Source organism: Pseudomonas sp. 3MA1, from assembly GCF_029237275.1.
GTDB classification, from domain to species: Bacteria; Pseudomonadota; Gammaproteobacteria; order Pseudomonadales; family Pseudomonadaceae; genus Aquipseudomonas; species Aquipseudomonas fluorescens_AP.
This window is the reverse complement of record NZ_JAACFX010000007.1, coordinates 272,355-293,993: the sequence shown is the minus strand read 5'-3', so window position 1 is coordinate 293,993 and position 21,639 is coordinate 272,355. Positions and strand designations below refer to the sequence as shown.

17 protein-coding genes, 1 other RNA gene and 1 pseudogene are annotated in these 21,639 nt (G+C 61.0%); 10 read left to right on the top strand and 9 right to left on the bottom strand.

What is annotated here, in order from left to right; genetic code table 11:
- Positions 1-48 precede the first annotated feature (48 nt).
- From GWQ44_RS20275 to GWQ44_RS20235, 9 genes are all read left to right on the top strand, one after another.
- Positions 49-1,422: a hypothetical protein gene (locus tag GWQ44_RS20275; RefSeq protein ID WP_275928135.1), complete on the top strand. Its 1,374-nt coding sequence runs from the start codon at positions 49-51 to the stop codon at positions 1,420-1,422.
- Positions 1,422-2,348: an NAD(P)-dependent oxidoreductase gene (locus GWQ44_RS20270; protein WP_275928183.1), complete on the top strand. Its 927-nt coding sequence runs from the start codon at positions 1,422-1,424 to the stop codon at positions 2,346-2,348. Before GWQ44_RS20275 ends, GWQ44_RS20270 begins: the two co-directional genes overlap by 1 nt.
- A gap of 98 nt (positions 2,349-2,446) precedes the next feature.
- Positions 2,447-3,751 carry a hypothetical protein gene (locus GWQ44_RS20265; protein WP_275928134.1) on the top strand — a complete coding sequence of 435 codons (1,305 nt, stop codon included), beginning with the start codon at positions 2,447-2,449 and terminating at the stop codon, positions 3,749-3,751.
- 9 nt (positions 3,752-3,760) lie between these two features.
- The gene (gene asnB / locus GWQ44_RS20260) at positions 3,761-5,602 is read left to right on the top strand and encodes an asparagine synthase (glutamine-hydrolyzing) (RefSeq protein ID WP_275928133.1); all 1,842 of its coding nucleotides are present in this window, start codon (positions 3,761-3,763) and stop codon (positions 5,600-5,602) included.
- Positions 5,595-6,596 (top strand): class I SAM-dependent methyltransferase, encoded by a 1,002-nt coding sequence (locus tag GWQ44_RS20255; protein WP_275928132.1) that lies wholly within the window; start codon positions 5,595-5,597, stop codon positions 6,594-6,596. Before asnB ends, GWQ44_RS20255 begins: the two co-directional genes overlap by 8 nt.
- Positions 6,593-7,885: a hypothetical protein gene (locus tag GWQ44_RS20250; RefSeq protein ID WP_275928131.1), complete on the top strand. Its 1,293-nt coding sequence runs from the start codon at positions 6,593-6,595 to the stop codon at positions 7,883-7,885. The genes GWQ44_RS20255 and GWQ44_RS20250 overlap by 4 nt, the downstream gene beginning before the upstream one ends.
- Positions 7,866-8,648, top strand: coding sequence for a WecB/TagA/CpsF family glycosyltransferase (locus tag GWQ44_RS20245; RefSeq protein WP_275928130.1), 783 nt, complete (start codon positions 7,866-7,868; stop codon positions 8,646-8,648). The genes GWQ44_RS20250 and GWQ44_RS20245 overlap by 20 nt, the downstream gene beginning before the upstream one ends.
- 14 nt (positions 8,649-8,662) lie before the next feature.
- Positions 8,663-9,880 (top strand): O-antigen ligase family protein, encoded by a 1,218-nt coding sequence (locus GWQ44_RS20240; protein WP_275928129.1) that lies wholly within the window; start codon positions 8,663-8,665, stop codon positions 9,878-9,880.
- 30 nt (positions 9,881-9,910) lie between these two features.
- Positions 9,911-10,093: a hypothetical protein gene (locus GWQ44_RS20235; RefSeq protein ID WP_275928128.1), complete on the top strand. Its 183-nt coding sequence runs from the start codon at positions 9,911-9,913 to the stop codon at positions 10,091-10,093.
- A 50-nt stretch (positions 10,094-10,143) separates the two neighbouring features.
- Here GWQ44_RS20235 and GWQ44_RS20230 read toward each other — a convergent pair whose 3' ends face one another.
- The 3 genes and pseudogenes from GWQ44_RS20230 to GWQ44_RS20220 form a co-directional block, all read right to left on the bottom strand.
- The gene (locus GWQ44_RS20230) at positions 10,144-10,530 is read right to left on the bottom strand and encodes a hypothetical protein (protein WP_275928127.1); all 387 of its coding nucleotides are present in this window, start codon (positions 10,528-10,530) and stop codon (positions 10,144-10,146) included.
- A gap of 1,009 nt (positions 10,531-11,539) precedes the next feature.
- Positions 11,540-13,591 (bottom strand): hypothetical protein, encoded by a 2,052-nt coding sequence (locus GWQ44_RS20225; protein ID WP_275928126.1) that lies wholly within the window; start codon positions 13,589-13,591, stop codon positions 11,540-11,542.
- 171 nt (positions 13,592-13,762) lie between these two features.
- Positions 13,763-14,136 (bottom strand): annotated as a pseudogene (locus GWQ44_RS20220) (IS3 family transposase); the annotation flags it as partial.
- Positions 14,137-14,214: 78 nt separating this feature from the next.
- On the opposite strand from GWQ44_RS20220, the gene GWQ44_RS20215 reads away from it, so the two are divergent.
- A complete protein-coding gene (locus GWQ44_RS20215) occupies positions 14,215-14,361 on the top strand; it encodes a hypothetical protein (protein WP_275928125.1) in 147 nt (48 codons plus the stop codon).
- Between the two features lie 302 nt (positions 14,362-14,663).
- Here the strand turns inward: GWQ44_RS20215 and ssrA are convergent.
- From ssrA to GWQ44_RS20185, 6 genes are all read right to left on the bottom strand, one after another.
- Positions 14,664-15,057, bottom strand: a transfer-messenger RNA (tmRNA) gene (gene ssrA / locus GWQ44_RS20210).
- An 87-nt stretch (positions 15,058-15,144) separates the two neighbouring features.
- Positions 15,145-15,432 (bottom strand): hypothetical protein, encoded by a 288-nt coding sequence (locus GWQ44_RS20205; RefSeq protein ID WP_016967212.1) that lies wholly within the window; start codon positions 15,430-15,432, stop codon positions 15,145-15,147.
- Between the two features lie 328 nt (positions 15,433-15,760).
- On the bottom strand, positions 15,761-18,571 hold the full coding sequence (locus GWQ44_RS20200; RefSeq protein WP_275928124.1) for an FAD-binding and (Fe-S)-binding domain-containing protein: 2,811 nt from the start codon (positions 18,569-18,571) through the stop codon (positions 15,761-15,763).
- Positions 18,568-19,239 carry a lactate utilization protein gene (locus GWQ44_RS20195; RefSeq protein ID WP_275928123.1) on the bottom strand — a complete coding sequence of 224 codons (672 nt, stop codon included), beginning with the start codon at positions 19,237-19,239 and terminating at the stop codon, positions 18,568-18,570. The genes GWQ44_RS20200 and GWQ44_RS20195 overlap by 4 nt, the downstream gene beginning before the upstream one ends.
- Entirely contained in the window at positions 19,239-20,693 is a 1,455-nt protein-coding gene (locus GWQ44_RS20190) for a LutB/LldF family L-lactate oxidation iron-sulfur protein (RefSeq protein WP_275928122.1), read from the bottom strand. The genes GWQ44_RS20195 and GWQ44_RS20190 overlap by 1 nt, the downstream gene beginning before the upstream one ends.
- Positions 20,690-21,514 carry a (Fe-S)-binding protein gene (locus GWQ44_RS20185; protein ID WP_275928121.1) on the bottom strand — a complete coding sequence of 275 codons (825 nt, stop codon included), beginning with the start codon at positions 21,512-21,514 and terminating at the stop codon, positions 20,690-20,692. The genes GWQ44_RS20190 and GWQ44_RS20185 overlap by 4 nt, the downstream gene beginning before the upstream one ends.
- Between the last annotated feature and the right edge of the window lie 125 nt (positions 21,515-21,639).

The following is a 21,639-nucleotide window of genomic DNA, read 5'->3' as shown; positions in this document are numbered from 1 at the left end:
GTCGAAGGAGTCCGTAAAAGAGGCAGCACTCTAGCAGTCTGCAAGACAATGGGTAACGACCTGTCTCTATTCATCGGTTGTATCAAACACCGCCAGCGCATTGCAGCGGCCTGGGCGCTGTGTCAAATTCTCGCACTTTGCCCCGTGACTAGCAGACCGCCTGCATGTTTGTGCAGGCAGGCCCATCAGGTTGGAATGATGCATACAACGCCCACAGCAAGACCTATCGGGCCTTACGACGAAATTTCGCTGGCGGAGCTGGCGCTGCGAGCCCTGAAGTTCTATCAGCGATTTGGCCGCTTGCTGCTGCTTTTGGCGCTGCTGGCGGCGTTTGCCGTGGCTGCCTGGGTAGGCAGTCGCCCGCTGTATAGCGTGTCCGCGCTGCTCGAGGTGCCGAAGGTAACGCTTGAAGAATGGCGGCAGGCACAGTCGTTTCTCTGGGACAAACGCTGGGTCGATCACGCCTTCGGCGACGACCAGCAAGACGTCGTCCACAAGCGCCTGCAGTTGCGCAACCGCGCGCTCAATCCCGAGTACTGGGCCCAGACCGTGCGCTATCGCTCCTCTCTCAATCGGGACGACGCCCGGGATATTCCTGTTGCACAAATCCAGAGCAGCACGGGGCTTGGCTTGGAGTTCGCCCTGCGGGTGCCCGACGAGGAGCAGGCCAGCCTGACCATCAATGCCATCGCTCGACAAGTGCGCGAAGCCTTTCTGGCCAACAGCCTGATCGACTTGGTGAGGACCAGCCAGGCTGCTCTCGATCATCGTCCGCAACTCAAGCTGGATGTGCTCAAGGCCGAGTTCGAGATTGAACAGAACCGCCAGCGCATCGCTGACATGCGTCAGTTGCTGGAGCGCTATCCGGATCTGCGCCATCTGCAAACCAGCACCCTGTTTTCGGTCAGCGACGGCGGTGGCAAATACCTGTCGCCCTTGCCGCAGATCGTGGCCCTGGAAAGCACGGTTTCCGAACTGCAGGCCAAGGCGCGGGCGGCCCAGCGTGAACTGGACAAGCTCGACTGGACCGAGCGACTGCTGGCTGGCATGGACGAAACGATCCGCAACGCGACCTCGGGGCAGGTCATTCTCGACAAGCTCAAGGGCAACCGCGAAAAGTTGCTTGCCAACGCCGCACCAATGGACGCCAGCGCTCGGGAAGCCGCCGAGGACATCAACCTCAAACTCACCCAGGCCGAGTCCCGCCAGCAAGCCATCGGCATCAAGACACGTTCGGCGATTTCCACGGCGCCAGTGTCGATGCGTAACCCACTGATAATGGGCGTCGCGGCATTCCTACTGGTGTTCGTGGCGCTGTCCATCCTACTGGCGCTTTACGTGGCGCTGCATAAGGAGCGCGCTGTGCTGCTGTGGTTGCCACGCCCGATCCGCAGCCGGCTGATTGTGGAGCCAAGGCCGTGATGCGCCTGCTGGTGACCGGCGGCGCCGGTATGTTGGGGCGTCGTGTCGTTCGGCAATGGCGTTCTGCCGGTGGTGAAGTGGCGGTGCTGGATAATCTCTCCAGCGGCCTTTCGATGCCGCCTGAGGCCAGTTGGTCGGTCCAGGGTGACCTTCGCGATGCCCAGGTACTGGCCGACCTGCTGGCATCCTGGCGCCCCGATGCCATCCTGCATCTGGCGGCGGTGCACCACATTCCCACCTGCGAGAATCAGCGTGCCCATTGCCTGGAGGTCAACGTGGTAGGCACCGAAAGGCTGCTGGCCGCTGCCGAAGTGGCGCAGGTAAGCCGCGTGGTGATTGCCTCGAGTGGGGCGGTCTACGCGTGGCGGGAAGGGCCGCTGTCGGAGCTGTCCAGCCCCTTGGCAGCCTGTGACAACTATGCCTTGTCCAAGCACTGCAACGAGCAACAGTTGCAGTTCTGGAGCGGACGCGGTGGGCATATCGGCCGGGTGGCGCGGATTTTCAACGCGGTGGGCCATGATGACCCCAATGCTCATCTGATCCCCGATGTGCTCAAGCAATTGCGCCAATCGAGCGATGGCTGCATACGCCTGGGCAACCTGACGCCCCGACGCGACTACCTGCATGCCGATGACATCGCTCGCGGCCTGATCGCCATGCTGAACGATCCGCGTACAGACGTGTCATTCGACGTGTTCAATCTGTGCTCCGGGGTGGAGCATTCCGTCGAGCAGCTGGTACAGCAACTCGGTGACATCGTCGGCGTGCAGGTCAAGGTAGGCGTTGATCCGGCCCGGCAACGGCGGGTCGATCGCCCCAGTCAGTTGGGCGACCCTCGCCGCACCCTGGAGTTGCTGGGCTGGCAGCCCCGCCTGGCGTTTGCCGAGGCCCTGCGTCTGGTCGTGTTTCCGGACCAGGTGCCGTAAGCGTGGGGCCGACGCGACCGCGCTCGTCCTTTTCTCCAGAGCGACAGGGGCCCGCAGTTAACGGCGGGTCGCTCAGCCAATCGTTGGTGCTGGCGGCGGTGACCTTTGCCATCGGTCAACTGGCCAACCTGACGTTCCAGATCGTTCTCTTGAAGTCGCTGGGAGCGACCACCTACGCAGTGGTCGGCCTGGCGCACCTGTTACTGCTGACCCTGATCTTTCTGGCCGACCTGGGCTACGCCTCGTTGTTCCTGCGAGAAGACCGCCATGCCAGCCATTGGCTGGTGACCTGGCGTTGCGCGCTCGGGCAGCGGCTGCTCGCGACCCTGGTGTTGATGAGCCTGGCCTTGACTGGCTGGATGTTCTACAGCGATGACCAGGCCGGGCGGCAATACCTGTTCAGCGCCGCCCCCGCCAGTCTGTTTGCGTTGTTCAATTTTTCCGCGCCGCTGATCGCGGCCGGCCAGCGTCTGCGCGGGCTGGTGGCGGCGCAGATCGCCTGGCCGGCCGGGTTGCTGCTGTGGTGGCCGGTCAGCGTCGGCCTGCCCCTATCAGCGGCTGCCAGCGCAGGGCTGGCGGTCAGCCTGGGGTATCTCACCCAGGCCATCGTCAATTTCGCCATGAGCGGTCAGCGGCTGTTGTGGTTGCCGTTGTTGGGCAAAGGCCAGTTGAGGGCGGCGCTGCACCTGTGTGCATTAAGCGTGTCCGGAACCTTGCATGACCGGCTCACGCCTTTTCTGCTGGCGCCCCTGGTACCCGGGTTCATGCCGGTCTTTCTGCTGCTGAACCATGTCTTGAGTGGCCTTTCTGGCGTACAGGGCCAGTTATCCCGCCTGTTGCTGGGCCAGGCCAGCAGCGCGGGTGGTCGCCAGCGGATCGTGGCGGTGGCTTCGTGGCTGGCTTGGGCGACCGTCAACGTGCTGTTGCTGGGCACACTGGCGCAATGTCTGGATCTGCCGATCGAGTCGCGTCAGTGGCTGGCGTTGGCAGGCTTGGTGGTGTTGGCCTGGGGCTTTTCCGCCTCCAGCGGTTTTCTCGTGCTGCTGCTGATTGGCGAGCGTCGCGAAGGGCAGTTTGTGCGGCCGTTCCTCCTGGGGCTCGGTGCCAGCGCGGTGCTGCAGCTCATGGCTGCCTGGAGCGACGCGCCAGCATCCGTGTTGTGGGCCAGGGTTGTGGGGATGTTGTTGGTAATGAGCGTATTGCTGGTCATGCTCAGGCTGCGCCCCGGGCGCTGGGGCCTGCTCGCTTTGTCGGGTGCGTTGGTAACCTGCGCGACGGCGCAAACGAGCTGGGTTACTGGCCTGGCCATTATGCTGGCGGTCCCGGCCTTGATCGGTTTGCTGGGCCGGCGCCCTTGCTATCTCGAACTACGTCGTACAGGGGTGATGGATGAACAGGCATGAGTACCGGCCATGTGCGGGCTGATCGCCGTACGCGCGCTGAGCGCGGCAGCCGACCTGCAGCAACGGGCGAGTCGGGCATTGGCCAGCCTGGCCCGTCGCGGCCCCGATGCCGAGGGGCTGCTGATGGTCGAGACGGCGCCACCGACGCTGCTCGGGCACCGCCGCCTGGCCATCCTCGATACCAGCAGCGCCGCCGAGCAGCCGATGCGGTGCCCGATTACTGGCACGGCGTTGGTGTTCAACGGCGCCATCTACAACTTTGTCGAGCTGCGTGATGAGCTGCGTGCGCTTGGCTGTGTCTTCGTGACTGATGGTGATACCGAGGTGCTGTTGCACGGCTGGCGTGTCTGGGGCGAGGGGATTTTCTCCCGCTGCAACGGCATGTGGGCCGTGGTGGTCTGGGATGCGCCCAGTGGCGACCTGGTGTATAGCCGTGACCGGCTGGGGGTAAAACCCCTGTACCTGCATCACGACGGTCAGCAGATGGTGCTGGCCAGTGAGGTCAGCGCCATTGCCCAGATGCTCGGCGGTTATCCGGCCCCGAATCCTGAAAAGTTGTTCGACTTCCTGATCACGGGCTTTTCCGAACAGGGCACGGCCACCTTCTTCCAGGGGGTGCGCGCCGTTCCTCCTGGCGTGGTCGGGCGCATGAGCCGAACCGGCCGATTCAGTCAGGCGCCCTATCACCAGTGGCCCGAACCCGGCAGTGCCGAGCCGCTGTCCCGTGGGGAACTGCGGGAATTGGTGGAGGACGCGGTGCACCTGCGTCTGCAGGCGGATGTGCCGGTGGCCAGCCTGCTGTCCGGTGGCCTGGACAGCTCCATCATTACCCAGGTGGCGCTTAACGCCAGCCAGCAGCCTCGGCAGCGGCTCGATGCGGCGTTCACCTACGGCTACCGTGATGCCGAGCAGGTCGGGTTCGATGAGTCGGCGCGAGCCGCGCTGTTCATGGCCGAAGGTGGCCATGGCGACCGGCATCACGTGCTGCGCTTTGCCCCCATCCCATCGGCGGATGAGCTGATGAGCCTGATCAGGGTGCAAGGTGAGCCCTTCAGTACGCTCTCGGTGCTGGCCAGTTTCAGAACCTACCGGGCCATCGCCGAACAGGGATTCAAGGTGGTGCTCTCCGGCGAAGGGGCCGATGAGCTGTTCGGTGGATACTCGGCCCGTTATCACTCCCTGGCTGCCCGGGATGCGCTGTGGTCCGGGCACCTGATGCAGGTGGTCCAGCGCTTGAGACTGCGCACGTTTCCTGTCAGTTCGCTGTTCAACCGCCTGGTCTGGGACCTGCCGCTGGCGCTGTTAGGGCCGCTGTTGCGCCGCCATCGTCCCAGTGTCGGGGTGATGAGCGCCGGTTTGTGGGAGGCTCAGCAGCAACGCCTGGCGCTAGTGCGCCAACGTATGTCCAGTCCTCTGGAACAGCGCATACGCGAGGACCAGCTGGATAATCTGTTGCCCATGACACTGCGTATGGCCGACCGCAACAGCATGAGTGCCGGCATCGAACTGCGTAGTCCATTCATGGACCATCGCCTGGTCGAGCGGGCGTTCCGTACGCCGGCCCTGGAGCGGATAGGGGCCGGGCTCTCCAAGTCCCTGCTGCGCGATGCGTTCAAGGGGATTTTGCCGAATCGGCTGGTGGTCACTCCGAAAAGTACCGGATTCGGCCATGCCGAACAGTTCCTGGTGCCGCAGTTGCCCTGGCGTGAGCTGCTGGAGGATCTGCCCCCGGAATTGAATGATTTTGTCGACCTGAATGCGCTGCGCCGGCATCTGGCCAGGCCGCAATGTCACAGCACGCTGTGGCTGGCACTGTCAGTAGCGCTCTGGTACCGGAGCATCTATGCCTGAACGCTTCCACGGCTGGGGCTTGGCGGCCGATACCGGCCAGTGCCGTGTGTGTGGCAGCAGCGTCGCACAGCGCTACTTCTGGCCGGAGGTCTATGCCCATTCCGGACAGGCCCTCATGCGTTGTGGCCATTGCGCCACGGTGTACCTGGCCCCCGGTTTCAGCGCGGCCGGGCTGCAGCGTTTTTATACCGGCCCGTATCGCCGCCTGTTTCCAGCCGAAGTCCCTTGGCGCAGCACGGCGCGTTTTTTTGCCTGGCGCGGCGATGCCGACGTGGCGCGCAAACGGTTTGCGCTGATCGACGCGAACCTGCCGCCGCAAGGGCAACTGTTCGAAATGGGCGCAGGTTTCGGCGCCTTTCTCGGGCAGGCCGCGCAGCAACGGGCCGATCTGCAGTTGAGCGCCAGCGAACCGGACATTGCGCAACGTCAGGCCCTGCTCGGGCAGGCATCGGTGCGCTTTGTCGAGAGCCTGGCAACCCTGCCGGAACAGAGCCTGGATGCGGTGGTGGCGTTCCATGTGCTCGAACATCTGATCGACCCCCGCGACTTCCTTGAGCAGGCCGTGCAAAAACTGCGCGATGGAGGGCGCCTGTGGCTGGAGGTGCCGGATCTGATGAGCGACTGGCAGACCCGGCTGTTCGTCCATCCGGCACACCTGAGTTACTTCTGCGCCGACAGCCTGCGGCGCCTGGCCGAAGCGGCCGGTCTGCAGGTGTTGTACTGCGGCGCCCATCCGGTCGGTGCGCTGGCGGGGACGCTGTGGTTGGAGGCGTTGCGCCCGACGACGCCGGTCAGCCAGCCTGTGGCGCCGGCGGCGCAACAGCAGGTGGAGGCTGTCGATCAGTGGATTTCACGGGTCGGCTGGGGGTACAGGGACTGGATCAAGGCGCTGCTCAAAGCCATGGCCATGCGTGTGTTGGGGCCGGGCTTGCTAGGCGAGTGGCAGCGCTGGCGGCAGTATCGTCGTCACTGTGCAGAGCAGGTGCGGCGATGAGGTTCAGGATTGTGTTGCTGATCATCCTCTGGGTGCACCTGGGCGACCTGGGCAGTGCCTGGCTGTATGGCGACGGTGCCTGGCCGGGCGTGGGGTTGCTGCGCAACCTGCGTGATGGATTGGTGGTGGTGCTTGCCGCTTGCTGTCTACTCAGCACTCGTTTGCCGAGCCGTCTGTTGCTGCCGCTGGTGGCCTACAGTGCCCTGGCGCTGTGCTACCTGCTGGTCAACCGGGCGAGCATGACGCCGAGCATCCTGCTGGGGTCCTACGGCACGCTGATGATTCCCGTGCTGTTTTTTCTGCTGGGTTTCTACTGCGTGCGCCGCCCTGAACAGTTGCGCAGCTGCGTCGCCTTGCTGGTGCTACTGGGTATTGCCAGCACATTGTTTGGCGCCTGGGAGCAGCAGCACACGACGTTTTGGACCGAGACCCTTGGCTATCCGCGTTATATGCGCGATATCAAGGGCATGATGTTGGGCGCCAATTGGGAGAGCGGTTTGCCATGGAATTTCTACGGTGGCGTCGACCTGCAACGGCGGGCTGCGGGTCTGCTGGCGTCCCCCCTGGCGCAGGGCATGTTCCTGGCGGTCGTGGCTGTGGCTGCCATCGCCTGGTCGGAGCGACGTGCTGGCTATCTCAGCCTGCTGCTCAGTGGTTTGCTGTTCGTGGGAATCTGGATGTCGGGAACGCGTGGTGCCATGTTGGCTGGCAGCCTGGCCCTGATCGGTTACCTGGCCACGGGGACCTCGCTGTTCCGTTACCGCGCCATACGCTGGTTGGTGGCCGCTGGCGTCTGCGGGGGGATTGCGATGGTCTCCTACAGCATCGTGCAGATGAGCATCAATTTTCTCGATGGCTCAACCATCGGCCACTGGCAGGCGTTGCAGAAAAACCTGCTGGATCTGCCGAGGGTGCTGTTGTTGGGGGCCGGGCTCGGCGCCCAGGGCGCGCAGGCGGCCCAGCAGCAACAGACGTTGATCGGTGGCGGCGAAGGGGCAATCTTCAGCATTGCGTTCCAACTGGGCCTGCCCGCTGCCCTGTTGTTTCTCTGGTTCTACCTGAACATGGCCCTGACTTTGTGGAACCGTTATCGTCGGCACCCTGAGCCCATGCTGCTGGCGATGTTCTGGTTGACGCTGGGCCTGGCCACCACCTTGATCAGTTCCGAGCACTTGCTCACCGTCTCCGGCACTGGCGCCTTCTGGCTGCTTTGCGGAGCCACGCTACGCAGCACCTCGCCCACTCGCTACCACTCAGAAGCCATCATCGATGAACAGCACTCCGGATAGCCGCCGCATTGAGTTTCTGGGATGTCCTCTGGACCTGCTCAGCCCGCAGGAGATGATCGAGCAGACTCGGCACGCCATCACGGATGGCCGTCGCCTGCGCCTGGAGGGGCTCAACGTCGCCAAGCTGGTCGACGCGCGCGCCACCCCATTCCTGATGCAGGCGCTGCACGAGGCGGAGTGTGTCCATATCGATGGCGCGGGCATTGCCCTGGGACTCAAGGCGCTGGGGGTCGAGGCGCCAGCGCGCTGCGCGGGTATCGACCTGATGGGGCGGCTGTGCGAAATGGCCGCCGAGAGCGGTGCTTCGGTGTACCTGCTTGGAGCGCGCCAGGAAGTGGTCGAGTCGACGTCAGAGTGTTTGCTGGCCCGCTACCCCGGCCTGCGCATTGCCGGCCTGCGCAATGGTTACTTCACGGCCAGCGAAGAAGCGAAGGTGATTGAGGATGTGCGCGCCAGCGGTGCGGATATCCTGTTTGTCGGCATCAGCTCACCCAAAAAGGAACTGCTGCTGCAAACCCATTGGCCGAACCTGGGCGTCCGGGTGGGCATGGGGGTGGGCGGCTCGTTCGACGTGCTCTCCGGCCAGTTGCCTCGGGCGCCGCGCTGGGTTCAGAAGATTGCCATGGAGTGGTTGTTCCGCTTGGTGCTGGAGCCTCGTCGCCTGCTCTGGCGCTACGTGCGTAGCAACAGCATCTACTTACTGTTGCTGGCCGTTACCCGTATAAAGCTTGCGACGCGGGCCAAGGCCAGAACCCAGTGCTGAAAGCAGGAGCCGTCATGCTTCGTGAATCCTTGCGTACTCTGCTGTCCCGACCTGGTCTTGCGTTGTTGGCCCTGGGCCTGTTCGTTCAACTGAGCGGTTTTCTATTCAATAACGATGGCAGTCGCCAGGCCACGCAGGTTTACCTGTTGCTGTTCGTACCGGCGCTGATTCTGCTGATCGCCGAGCGGTTTGCGCTCTCCTTGTGGCGCCAACCCAGTGCTCTGATACTGCTGGCCCTGCTGGGCTGGGTGGTGCTACGGAGCTGCTTTGACGATTCCTGGAAGGCGCCTGGCTACTTGCTGAAGGTGGCGCTGCTGATCTTGCTCTATGTGTTTGCAGTCGCTCATCTGGTCCGCAAGGGCGTGGTCGAAATCCCCCTGGCTCTCGCGGTGCTGCTCGCCTGCTGTTTTGCCTGGCTGACATTGATGGTTCAGTTTGTCGTTCTGGATAAGCCGCTGGCCTACGAGGTACTCAGAAGCACCGGTCGGCTGCAAGAGTTGGGCTGGCATGGTTTCGCAGATTTCTCATACCCCATCCCGGCTGGCCTTTATTACGGGATTTTCGCCGTGCTGCTGCTCAGCGTCCTGGTGGAACGTGAACTCAAGGCGTGGGTCTGGTTGCCTGTACTGGTCGGTCTGGCAGGTTTGTTGGTGTATGTGCTGTTGACCTTCTCGCGTGGTGCCTGGTTCTCAACCCTGGCGGGCAGCCTGACCCTGCTGCTGCTCAGTCCGCAACGGCGTGCGCGTGTCCTGCTGCTGATCGGTGCACTGTTGATACTGCTGATGATGGCGGTGTTCTGGTCGCGGGTTGAGCACGAATGGTTTCTGGGCGCCAGCCAGCGCGGTCCGATCTGGCTGAACTGGCTGGCCCGCCTGCCCGAGTTCTGGGCTCTGGGCAAGGGGGCCGGCGTCAGCTTGGTCTACCGCTATCCCTGGGGCGATATCGTGCATCACGCCCACAGTCTGTACTTGCAGCTGTGGTTCGAGTACGGGATTGTCGGCTTTGTCTTGTTCGTGCTGTTGCTCGGCACCGCGCTCCTCAAGGCGTGGCGCTTGCGTGCCGATCCTGCAGCGCGCGTGGCCCTGGCGACTTTGGTGTTCGCCCTGGTGGCGATGGTCTCGGATATCGCCAGCGTGTTCACTCGGCCCAATTCTTATTGGGTTGTGCTGTGGTTGCCGATTGGGTTGATCGTGGGGCTGCGGCCACTGCTCGAGCCGTCCAAGACCCGGTAGCGATCAAAACCGAGGTTGCCGGTCACGCGCATGGGCGTGACCCTGCTATCGGAACTGCTGAGCCGCTCCACAGCGGGCGACCCACTTAACTTCCTGCGCCTGGAAGGCCAGCGCATCCTGCGCTCGGTGAGCGTGATCACCAATCCGCGAGAGACCTTGAACCGTGCGTCTTACACCTTTTTGAAGGTGCTCAGGGCGGGGCGGTTTGTTTGAAGAGACAGCGCGGCAGGTCGTCCTGCCGCGCTGTGCTTTTGCGAGTCCTGCTACTTAAGCGAAGGCCTGTGGCGACTGCCATCGAGCAAGGCATCTACCACCGCCCGGGCCATCTCCACCGAATGCACCAGGGACCAGATCAGACCGCGCTCGATACCGCTGCCGCGCTCGGTGATTTCATCGGAAACCTCCTCGGCGCTTTTCAGCAGCAGGGAGACGTGGAGCAGGGCTTCTTCGGCGTTGATGCCGCCGCGTACCGAGAACAAAGAATCGCGACTCACCGGGGTACTGATGGTTTGCTTCAGTGACTGGATCAGAGAAGCATCGGCAGGCTGAAGTGACAGTTTTTGCCGGATCTGCTGATTGGCCAGATCGTGTTCGGGGTTTCTGCCGCGATGGGCAGCAGTGTGAGGAGGATCGGGGACGAGCTTTTTCATGGCGTAACTCCTAGTACAGAGATAGGAGCCTTCACCGTCGCTGCTAAACGATAGGGTGGCGGCCGTTCGCAGGTTAGCAGACCGGTGACTAGGACCCCGGCGCACCCGAAGGTGCCCTGCGCACGGCCGCCATAAAGCGGAGCCAAAAAAAGCGCCACGTAATGGGGGCGCCATGCGCCTAGTTACACGTCGAGCTGCTAAACCCGGTCACTGAATTTGCAGTGACAGAGCGAGGCTAGCCAGCGGGTACACCAGGCGCAAGCGGCTAGGAGTTTCTAGGAAAGTTCGCACAATAGAAAGAGACTTAACGCGGCTTTGGGGGAGCGAAGGCGCGGTCTGTGAGTGCGGGGAGGGGAAGGTTGGCGATGGTGACGGAACGTTAAGGCCAGAAACAACAAAGCCCGCGCAAGGCGGGCTTTGTTGGTGCTTCGTTTGGTGGAGCCGGGTACGTTTGAACAGGCATGGTTTTTCCCCGTAAACGTTGGATTGAATACGTTTCTGTTTCGTCGGGGGTACAGATTGGGTCACACGGTGGTTTCTGCTGGAAGAATTTTTAACGCTAAATAAAGACATGGATATTGTTTGCGCGCGCGACGAGCTGTTGATCCAACCTTGCGAAATCTTCCTCGGCGAGAGGATCGCTCACCACTACCCCGTAATAGGGTGGGTCAGATGTGGCATCAGAATCATTCGAGATCGGTTGGCACTTTTTCGTCTTACTTAGAAAGAAATGTAATCCAGACCACTCGCAAAGATCAGTGATGTCCATCCATGGGTCGAAGCATCTTGGCGCTATTGAGCTGTTTGACGGCGTTCTACTGGCGGTTGTAATCGATCACAGAGACTTTGGGGTGACTGTAATGTTCGGAGGGTATAAGGGGGTTTATGTATTATCGAGTTGGCAGTGTTGTAAAATAACCCGCCTTAGCGGGTTATTTTTTATAGCAAGAGCAGGATGTTGTTTAGAGCTTTATAGAAAGAATGCGTGAGCCTTTAAGTGTCTCCCAAATCATAAAACACTTTGCACGTATTTTATAGTTTCAGGAGCGTAGTTTTTTAGATTTACGTCTATAAACGATGCGCCAGTTTTCGAACCGAGGGCGTCAGCGTCTAAGTAGTACATGGCACCTTCGAGACTAATGACTTTGTCTTGGGAGAGCTTTTCTAACAGTTTGCGCCCTTCTTCGCCTTTCAACATGCGTACGTGTTCTATTTTATCCTTGAATCTTGCCAGTCGGCCTTTGCTGTGGGACCGGAAAGCCATAACCAGTCGACGAAATACCCGTAGTAATCGGATTAAGTTAGGGTCATGTTCTTTAGACTCTGCAGAGGTGTACTCGGTCCAAGGGTAAGAAATTGAGTCTGGCCATGTCACTCTCAATTGCGCCCCACCCCGTACCGCGGGTGGTGTAATTGTCGGGTCTACTACCACCTCTTGAGCTTCGAGTGTTACTACTCCTTCTGACTCCTGAGGTTCGGATTTTACTGCGACGTGTTGGCACGATAGCTGCAAAACTCCGCAGTTTATAGAAACTGGTGCAACCAACTCCAGTAGGTCTCCGGTACCTACCTCAACATATAGTTCATCTGCGTCAATGTTGACGTTCGAAACGCGGCGACCTAAGCGCACTACGCCTGAGCTCTGAGCATTAAATTCAATGGGTGCAGTATTGTCGCCCGACTTTGACCTGGTTATCTCAACAGCCAATCCATCCGCGCCCCCTTCAATTGTGAGGCCTACTACTTCACCAATTTTTGACTTTGCTAATACAGATTCAAAGATCAGTCCTATGTGCTCGGAGCTAATAATTACGTCTTCTGTAGAGTAGAAGTCGAATAGGAATGGGTTAGGCGCATGATGCGTAAATTTAGAATAATGCTCGGCATTTTTTCTAAGCTCTGCACGAGGGCTGCGCAGCGCAAAGGAAATGATGCACGCACCAAATACCGCACTTGACGGCGATTGGCCCGTACCGTCTAAGAATGGATGTTGTGGAAGTAGGTTCTGGACGGCCTCTGCGTAAGCGGAACTCTGTTGAGGGGTAAGGCTAGCAGGGGGTTGCGGAGGTGTAACTTTAAACAGGCGACATGCGAGTCTTTCTAGTTGCTCGTTAGGGCTATAGAGTCCTTCTGGAATATTAGGGGAATTAGCAGATACTTGGTCAACGAGCTTGTTAGTCTCCCTACGAAGTATTTCGTCGCCGAGGCGCACCAATACCTCCCCTTCTAGAACTTGTCGAAGCTCATCGTTAACTTTTGAGGGGTTAGGTTCTGCCGCAATTACTTTTGCAATGGCATCCAGTACTGGGGCGTATCCAACAAAGTTGTTCTTGTCATCTTTTGAGAGGTCTCTCAGTCCGTCAACAATGTTGTGGATTGCTTCTTGGTATACTTTTGCATGATTGTCCAAGGACTTTCTAAGGTGGGGGTATTCCAGTCCGCCATCTAGCGACTCAAGCTTAGCAAGCTTCTCAAGGCGCGCATAAACAAACTGGATCGACTCCTCTCCTTCGAAAAGCTCAATGTTTAGGATTGGCAATTCGTTGCCTGTTTGTTCATTGAGTATGGTCCAGGCTTCTTCAATGATGCCAACTCGTCCAAGTAGGACAATTGGAAAAGCGCCAAGAGCTGCCGCAGCAGAGACGTCCTTTAAAAAATCCTCAAATGCTGGCTGAGTTACGCGCAGTCTCGCCTCGTCTAAAGCATCAATGACTAATGCTGTTCGCCCCTCTACCCAGTTCGGGAGCAGGCCTGCATGAACTAGTCCGCCGGTGATGCAGTTTCCACCAACAGTGGCTGCATTGGCTAAGTCCAAATAAACGGCCCCTGTTTCAGCGCATAATTTTGTTGCTAATGTGGACTTCCCTACAGCGCCAGGAGCAGACACTAACCAGATTTTTTGCGTTAGGTCATCATACCCTTCACGCAAACTGAGCCTAGCAGGAACATATGACTCCTCCCCAACGCACGTATTGCACCATCCGGCATATGGTTTCATCACAGCATTTTTTTGGACATTGGCAAACTGACTTTTCCAGAACCGTTCAATCGATAAATCCATTTCTCATTCCTTTTGATAGTGCCAAAAATGTGATCAGCGCAATCGACGTTGCCCTGAACTTTCTTTTACCTCTTGCGATTACGTCCCTCTCCCTCAGTGCCCAACGTACCTCAGTCCAGTCTACGACTACTGCCGATGGACTGCCCCCGCTCCCGTAGACATTTTCCAGCCTCAAAGTGAGGCACTTTCAAATGCTTCAGGATTAACGCCACCCAAGTGACTGTGAAGACGCGTTCGGTTGTAAAACGCCTCAATGTAATCGAACACGTCGGCACGGGCCATGTCACGGGTTTTGTAGATCCTCTTGCGGATACGTTCTTTTTTCAGGCTACTGAAAGAAGACTCCGCCACGGCATTGTCCCAGTAGTTTCCTCGGCGGCTCATACTCGGCTCGAGGTGGTTGGCCAGACAAAACGTTTCCAGTCATCGCTGCCATATTGGCTACCCTGATCCGAATGCACGATGACTCTGGTTTTGGGTTTACGGCGCAATATCCCCATGAGCAGCGCGCCCAGCGCCAGCTTCTTGCCTAGCGTTGGCTTCATTACCTGCCGTTGTTCGAAGAGGAGCAGAACCTCTGCTGCGGCGAACACCACCCGTTCTTCCAGCGTTCGGACTCAAGCATGAGCGTTGAAGAGCTCAGTGCAGCGGACTATGTCTACCGTGGCTACGTGGCTGAAAATCGCCGCCCTGGCAAATTGCAGTTCGCCAGTTCCGTGGGGGCTTTTTCCATGGAGGCAATTGCCTTGCTGCTGTTTTCCGGCACCTAGATTGCCTACCTGCCGACCCACTTCGCTGCGCCCGATCATGCCGGAGCGCCTGGCCTATGGTTCGGCATTTCATTGCATCACTCGCCAGGGACTGGAGCAGAAAGCGTCTATGACGGAGTTTCTCGATACGCTGTCGCGACACTGCCGGACGCATTTGGGAGCTGGTTGTTGATGTGTTTGTTCTGGCGATGAGGGGGAGCATCACTGGCTAGCTGAAAACTGGCACCCGGCTGGAGGTTTTCACCGGGCACAAAAAAGGCACTTGCGATAAACGCTAAGTGCCTTTTTTGTACTGCTTCGTTTGGTGGAGCCGGGGGGATTTGAACCCCCGTCCGCCAGTACTCCGCTGTCGGTACTACATGCTTAGCCGTGTCTATTGAGTTAACCCTCAGCGACCCGACGGGCAGGGTGCTTTGGGCGAGTTGTGTAAGTTTTAGCCGCTTCGTCCACAACGTACTGCACGGCGATTCTGTTCTATATGACAATCATTTTGGGTTTACAGACATCCCCTGATGATTGCTGGACCCGAAGGTACCAGGGGGGAAGGGCTAGCGCCGCTTACGCAGCGAGAGCGTAATCCCCGTAGGTTTCGTCATTGGCAACTATAGGAAGTTGCAACAGTGGATTTACGAGTTCTGTTACCAACTCGGCATGCACCTAAAGTTTCGCAACCGGCGTCGAATCCTAAACGGCCCCGAACCTGTTGTGCATTACCAACAGGTGGGCGGATTCTACGCTAAGCGAGCGCAGAAGGCCAACCCGAAGGTTGGCCAATGCATTGAGCTACTGATCGCCCTTGGTGTTGTTCTGCAAGCGCTGGAGCGCCTGGGTGGTCAGGGAGATGCAGTTTTTGGTGCCTTGCTCGGTGCCTTTGGCGTGCTCGGCGGTGGCTTGCTGCACCGTGGCGTCGATGTCGCTGCTCAGGTCCGAGCTCATGGCTTCGGTGCTGACCTTGGCGTCTCTGATTTTTTGCAGGTTGATCTGGCACAGGTCCTCTTGCCCGGCGGCAAACACCGGGGAGGCCAGCATCGCGGCGGTGATGAACAGTCCAGCCAGTGCGGAACGCTTCATGGTGATCTCCTTGATTGCAGGGGCTCGGTGCTGCCGGTCAACAGGACGGGCGGCCGAGTGGGGCTAAGCCCTTTTTGTGCGGGCCTGGAAAGTGGACCCTGGCCGGGTGCCGGGGTTCGGTTTTTTTTGCGATGAAAGGCGATAGCGGTTATCGCGTTCGAGTGTGCGCCCAAAGGAGTGAAGGCCTTGGTGACTGGCTGGCCTGGGCAGGCACCGGGCTTGTGGCTAACTGGGGGGGAGCCCCAGATGCGGGGCTGCTATGCAGCCCAGCGGGAGCAAGCTCCCTCGCCACTGGTGTTGCTCGTTCCTGCGCCTGGCAGGCGTCAGTTCAGATCACCTTGGCCCGGGTGACCCGATCCACCAGGTAGACCAGCCCGTGATAGTCGATCCCGCCATGCTGGCTGAGGCCGATTTCACAGGTGCGGCTGGTGGAGATGCCTTCGCTGCAATACTGCACCGCGTCCTTGAGGCTGCGCAGGGAGTGGGCATTGAGCTCCGGGGTGGTGAAGCCCTTGTCGCCGGCGAAACCACAGCAGTGGATGCCTTCGGGGATCACCACATTCTTGCTGCAACGCCGGGCCAGTTCGATCAGCGCCTGGCTCTCGCCCAGGTGCTGGGTGCTGCAGGTGACGTGCACCGCGATCGGTGCTTCCTGTGGCGTGAATTCCAGGCGCTCCAGCAGGTGGGTGCGGATGAAGCGCACCGGATCGTAGAGGTCCAGGCGCACATCCCCCAGGTCCTGCACCAGGCGCAGGGTGCAGGGGCTGGTGTCGCAGTAGATCGGGTCGAGGCCGCCCCGGCTGGCGTGGAGCAGGGCGCCGATCAGTTCCTGGCGCTTGTCTTCGGCCTGGGTGGCGTAGCCCTTGGAGGCGAAGGGCTGGCCGCAGCAGAGGTTGTCCAGGTTGTCCGGCAGCACCACTTGATAGCCGGCCTTTTCCAGCAGGCCGCGGGTTTTTTCGTAGAGCGACGATTGTTCCTTGTCGCCTGCTGCGGGGCCCATGACCCGAGACACGCAGGCAGCGAGATACACCACCCGCGGCCGCGCATCGCTGACGCTCGGGCTGAAGCGAATGGCCTTTTCCGGTTGGGGCATGGCGTTGTTCCACTGCGGCACCCGGCCTTTGGACAGGCGCGTCAGGCTCGCCGACAGCTTGCTCAGGCGCGGCGCGCCCAAGAGCATGCGTGCGCCATTGGCCACATGCAGGGTGAGGCGGGCGCCCTGCAAGGTGCTGGCGAAGTGTGAGCCGAGCCAGTCGGCGGTACCGTTATGGGTGGCGTGTTCACTGCGCAGTTTCTTCACCAGCTCGCCGGTGTTGATGCCCACTGGGCAGCGCTGGGCGCAGAGGCCGGTGGCGGCGCAGGTGTCGATGCCTTGGTATTGATAGGCCGCCTCCAGCTCGGACGTATCGATGCCGGCGCGCTTACGTGCCTGGATGTCGCGCCAGATGACGATGCGCTGGCGCGGGCTCAGGGTCAGTCCCTTGGACGGGCACACCGGTTCGCAGAAGCCGCACTCGATGCACTTATCCACAATCTCGTCAGCCGCCGGCAGCGGCTTGAGGTTTTTCAGGTGGATCTGCGGATCTTCGCTGAGCACTACGTCCGGGTTGAGGATGCCGTTGGGGTCCAGCAGGCGCTTGAGCTGCCACATCAGCTGGTAGGCATCGCTGCCCCATTCCAGCTCGACGAAGGGCGCCATGTTGCGCCCGGTGCCGTGCTCGGCCTTCAGCGAACCGCCGAATTCCACCGCCACCAGTTGCGCCACGTCGTCCATGAAGGCCTGGTAGCGGTTCACTTCTTCGCTGCTGTTGAAGCCCTGGGTGAAGACGAAGTGCAGGTTGCCCTCCAGGGCATGGCCGAAGAGGATCGCTTCGTCGTAGTGGTGCTTGTCGAACAGTTCGATCAGGCGGTTGACGCCGATGGCCAGCTGTTCCACAGGGAAGGTCACGTCTTCGATGATCACCGTGGTGCCGGTCTTGCGCACCGCGCCCACTGCCGGGAAGGTGTCCTTGCGGATCGCCCAGAGCTTGGCGTTTTCCTGCGGGTCTTCGGTGAAGTCCACCTGCTTTTCCACCGGGAAGGCGGCCAGGGAATTCATGATCTGCGCCAGTTGCTCGTGCAGCAGTGACGAGGACGCGGCGCGGGACTCGATCAGCAGCGCGCAGGCATTGGCCGAGAGCTGCTGGACGAAGGCCGGCATGCCGGGCTTGTCCTGCACCGAGCGCAGGCTGCGGCGGTCCAGCAGCTCCACTGCTGACACTGGCTGGCTCTTGAGCACGGTCACTGCGTTGCAGCAGGTTTCAACATCGGGAAAGACGATCAGCGCCGACGCCTTGTTCGGGTGGTCGATCACCGTGTCGTAGGTCACCGCGCTGATAAAGCCCAGGGTGCCTTCGGAGCCCACCAGCAGGTGGCTGAGGATGTCCAGCGGTTCGTCGAAATCCACCAGGGCATTGAGGGACAGGCCGGTGGTGTTTTTCAGCCGGTATTTATGACGGATCTTCGCCGCCAGCTCGCTGTTGGCGCGGGTGCTGCGGCCCAGTTCGGCCAGGCGCTCCAGCAACGGGCCATGGCTGGCGCGGAAGGCGGCGACGCTGGCCTCATCCTCGGTGTCCAGGCGCGTGCCATCGGCCAGCACCAGGCGGATGCCTGCCAGGGTGTGATAGGTGTTCTGCGCGGTGCCGCAGCACATGCCGCTGGCATTGTTGGCGACGATGCCGCCGATCTTGCAGGCGTTGATCGAGGCCGGGTCAGGGCCGATCTTGCGTCCGAACGGTGCCAGCCAGGCGTTGGCCTGGGCGCCGATCACTCCGGGTTGCAGGCGAATCTGCGAACCCTGGTGGCGAATCTCCTTGCCGTTCCAGTTATCCCCCAGAACGATCAGCACCGAGTCGCTGATGGCCTGCCCGGACAGGCTGGTGCCGGCGGCGCGGAAGGTCACCGGCACGCGGTCGCGCTGGGCCAGCTGGAGCAGGGCCACCACTTCATCTTCGGATTCGACGCGGATCACCAGCTTGGGGAGCAGCCGGTAGAAGCTGGCGTCGGTGCCGAAGGCCAGGGTCGAGAGCGGGTCGTCGAAACGCCGCTCCTGGGGAATCAGTTGCTGGGCATCGCGCAGAAAAGCGGCCGGTAGGCTCATTGGTCCTCCAGGATCAGCACCACCAGGTCTTTCGGGCCGTGGGCGCCGTAAGCCAGGACTTGTTCGATATCAGCGGTCTTCGACGGGCCGGACACCAGCAGCGCGTTGGTCGGCATGCCGGCGGCCCAGTTCATCTGTTGCTGCACCTGATAGAAGTTGTCGCGGATCTCGCTGGCCTTGAGCAGGGCGAAATGCACCGGCGGCACCAGGCTCATCAGCCGCGGCTCTTCCCGGGTCGGCCAGAGGATCAGGCTGCCGGTGGCGGCGATCGCGCCCAGGGTGCCGGTGAGGCTGGCCGGGGTGTCGTTGAACAGTTCGGCTTTCCACTCTTCCACCGGGCGGTCGTAGGCCTTGAGCGCCGGCAGTTGCGGGTGCTCGGCCCAGTACTGGGTGACCCGCTGGCCGTGGGGCGTGCTCGGGGCGATCAGCAGGCTGGGCAGTTGGCGCTCCTGCAGCAGGCGGGCGAGCAACTCTGGCCAATCGGCGCCGTTGCTCAGGTGGATTTCGGTGTGCACCGCTTCCATCTGTTTGCGCAGCTGCGGGATGCGTTGTTCCGCCGTGTAGCTGTAAGGCTCGGTGACCAGCGCCTCGTCGAAGTTATCCACAATCGGCGTGGTGCCGGTCAGGCTGTTGCGCAGCTTGGCGAGGATGTTGTGTTTCGCGCTCATCAGCGGTCTCCCTGCTTGTCCAGGTGCTCACGGGCCAGATCATGCAGCGACCGGGCGGCGGGTTTTGGCGCGCTGTGGTTCTGCGTCCAGGGGCCGACCTTGCTCGGGGTGAGGGCGCGCAGACGGGTGGCGGCCAGGGTGAACAGGCGATACAGGGTCGGCGAGCTGTTGAGGCGGGCCCAGGCGTTCCAGATGAAACGTTCCTTGCGCGAGTACTTGCTGCCCTGGCCGCGCATCACTTGATGCGGGCTGTCCGGAGCCTTGACGTTCTCTTCCCGCAGGCGTCGCAGCAGCGCCGGGATCGGGATCTTCACCGGGCAGACTTCGCCACAGGCGCCGCACAGCGAGGAGGCGCTGGGGTGATCCGGCACTTTGGCCAGGCCGACCATGTGCGGGGTGATGATCTTGCCGATCGGCCCCGGGTAGACCTCGCCGTAGGTGTGGCCGCCGACCCGGGTGTAGACCGGGCAGTGGTTCATGCAGGCGCCGCAGCGGATGCAGTTCAGGGTCTGGCGCAGTTCGCTGTCGGCAAAGGCCTGGCTGCGGCCGTTGTCCAGCAGTACCAGGTGCACTTCCTGGGGGCCGTCCAGCTCATGCTCTTTGCGCGGGCCGGAGATCATGTTGACGTAGGTGGTGATGGGCTGGCCCAGGGCCGAGCGGGTCAGCAGTGACAGCAGCGGCACCACGTCCCGCAGGTTCTCGACGACTTTCTCGATCCCGGTGACGGCGATGTGCACTGGCGGCACGGTGGTGGACATGCGCCCGTTGCCTTCGTTTTCCACCAGCAGCAGGGTGCCGGTCTCGGCCACGGCGAAGTTGACGCCGGAGACGCCGATATCGGCTTCGAAGAATTTCTGCCGCAGGACCTTGCGACCGATCTGAATGAGTTGGTCAACGTCCTTGGTGTACTCCACGCCGAGTTTGTCGTGGAACAAGGACGCGACCTGACCGGCATTCTTGTGGATCGCCGGCATAATAATGTGTGAAGGCTTCTCGTGGTCGAGCTGGACGATGAACTCGCCCATGTCCGACTCAAGGCATTCAATGCCTTGTTCAGCGAGGACATGGTTCATTTCCATCTCTTCGCTGACCATCGATTTGCCCTTGATCACTTGCCGCGCCTCGTGAGCGCGGATGATCGAGAGGACGATGCCATTGGCTTCGTCCACCGTTTCCGCCCAGTGCACTGTCACACCGTTGCGGGTCAGGTTCTGTTCCAGGCGCTCGAGCAGGTCGGGCAGCTTGGACAGCGCCCGGGCGCGAATCGCGTTGCCCAGGGCGCGCAAGTGTTCTCTTTCGTGGGCATCGCTGAACGACGCCGCACGCTTGGCCATGAGTGAATCCATGGCACTGCGAAAGTTGTTTCGCAGTTGTTGATCCCCCAGGGCTTCGTGGGCCCGGGTTCGGAAATCGTCCGCCAGCGTCGTGGTCGGAATCAGCTCGGGGGTGCTCATTGTGCACCTCCAGTACGTTGCCAGAGGAAGCTCGCCAGGTGCTGGCCGCGCAATGCCTCTTTTTGCTTTTCCAGCGCGCCGTTGATGTTCATCAGGCAGCCGCAATCGGCACTCAGTACCTGATGGGCGCCGGATTCCTTCAGCGCCCGGGTCTTGTCCGCGACCATGGCGCCGGAGATGTCCGGCATTCGGACGCTGAAAGTCCCGCCAAAGCCACAGCATTCGCTTTCGTGGCTGTGTTCTACCCGTTCCACGTTGCTCAGCTGTGACAGCAACTCACGGCCGTGCAGGTGGGTGTTCATTTCTCGCCGAGCCGAGCAGGAGGTGTGCAGCGCCACCTTGATCGGCGCGCCGCTGTCCTTGAACTGCACCTTGCACACGTGCAGGAGGAACTCGGCCAGCTCGTAGGTGCGGGCGGCCAGGGCCTGCACCTGTTGCAACGTCTCGGGCTCGTCCTTGAACAAGTCCGCGTAATGCTCGCGCAGCATGCCTGCGCAGGAACCCGACGGCACCACCACCGGATAGTTGCCGGCAAACAGCGCAAGTTGCGAGCGGGCCACGGTGCGCGCCTGCTCGGTGTAGCCCGAGGTGTAGGCCGGTTGTCCGCAGCAGCTTTGCCCTTGCGGGTACTCCACGCGAATGCCTTCGCGCTCCAGCAGCTGAATCGCGTCCATCCCGGCTTCGGGATAGAACAGGTCGACCACACAAGTGCCGAACAGGTAGACCCGCGACGGTTTCGCGCTGGGGTACTGCCGGGGTTCGGCCAGCGGCGGTGCGACGCGGGTGGCATTGGGCACGGCGTTGTAGAAAAGCTCGCTCATCAGGCGTGTCTCCGGGTGATCCCGGTTATTCGTCCGTTGCGGCGGCTGAAAGATAAAGCAGCAAGCTTTCAGCAGCCTTGCAGACCGGGTGGTGAATGCGGACGCCGCGGGTGAGGGCGGCGTCG

Excerpts from the sequence above, each read along its gene's own strand:
- GWQ44_RS20275 (WP_275928135.1), top strand. The coding sequence starts at position 49 with ATGGGTAACGACCTGTCTCTATTCATCGGTTGTATCAAACACCGCCAG.
- GWQ44_RS20270 (WP_275928183.1), top strand. The coding sequence starts at position 1,422 with ATGCGCCTGCTGGTGACCGGCGGCGCCGGTATGTTGGGGCGTCGTGTC.
- asnB (WP_275928133.1), top strand. The coding sequence starts at position 3,761 with ATGTGCGGGCTGATCGCCGTACGCGCGCTGAGCGCGGCAGCCGACCTG.
- GWQ44_RS20255 (WP_275928132.1), top strand. The coding sequence starts at position 5,595 with ATGCCTGAACGCTTCCACGGCTGGGGCTTGGCGGCCGATACCGGCCAG.
- GWQ44_RS20250 (WP_275928131.1), top strand. The coding sequence starts at position 6,593 with ATGAGGTTCAGGATTGTGTTGCTGATCATCCTCTGGGTGCACCTGGGC.
- GWQ44_RS20245 (WP_275928130.1), top strand. The coding sequence starts at position 7,866 with ATGAACAGCACTCCGGATAGCCGCCGCATTGAGTTTCTGGGATGTCCT.
- GWQ44_RS20240 (WP_275928129.1), top strand. The coding sequence starts at position 8,663 with ATGCTTCGTGAATCCTTGCGTACTCTGCTGTCCCGACCTGGTCTTGCG.
- GWQ44_RS20235 (WP_275928128.1), top strand. The coding sequence starts at position 9,911 with ATGGGCGTGACCCTGCTATCGGAACTGCTGAGCCGCTCCACAGCGGGC.
- GWQ44_RS20230 (WP_275928127.1), bottom strand. The coding sequence starts at position 10,530 with ATGAAAAAGCTCGTCCCCGATCCTCCTCACACTGCTGCCCATCGCGGC.
- GWQ44_RS20225 (WP_275928126.1), bottom strand. The coding sequence starts at position 13,591 with ATGGATTTATCGATTGAACGGTTCTGGAAAAGTCAGTTTGCCAATGTC.
- GWQ44_RS20215 (WP_275928125.1), top strand. The coding sequence starts at position 14,215 with ATGAGCGTTGAAGAGCTCAGTGCAGCGGACTATGTCTACCGTGGCTAC.
- GWQ44_RS20205 (WP_016967212.1), bottom strand. The coding sequence starts at position 15,432 with ATGAAGCGTTCCGCACTGGCTGGACTGTTCATCACCGCCGCGATGCTG.
- GWQ44_RS20200 (WP_275928124.1), bottom strand. The coding sequence starts at position 18,571 with ATGAGCCTACCGGCCGCTTTTCTGCGCGATGCCCAGCAACTGATTCCC.
- GWQ44_RS20195 (WP_275928123.1), bottom strand. The coding sequence starts at position 19,239 with ATGAGCGCGAAACACAACATCCTCGCCAAGCTGCGCAACAGCCTGACC.
- GWQ44_RS20190 (WP_275928122.1), bottom strand. The coding sequence starts at position 20,693 with ATGAGCACCCCCGAGCTGATTCCGACCACGACGCTGGCGGACGATTTC.
- GWQ44_RS20185 (WP_275928121.1), bottom strand. The coding sequence starts at position 21,514 with ATGAGCGAGCTTTTCTACAACGCCGTGCCCAATGCCACCCGCGTCGCA.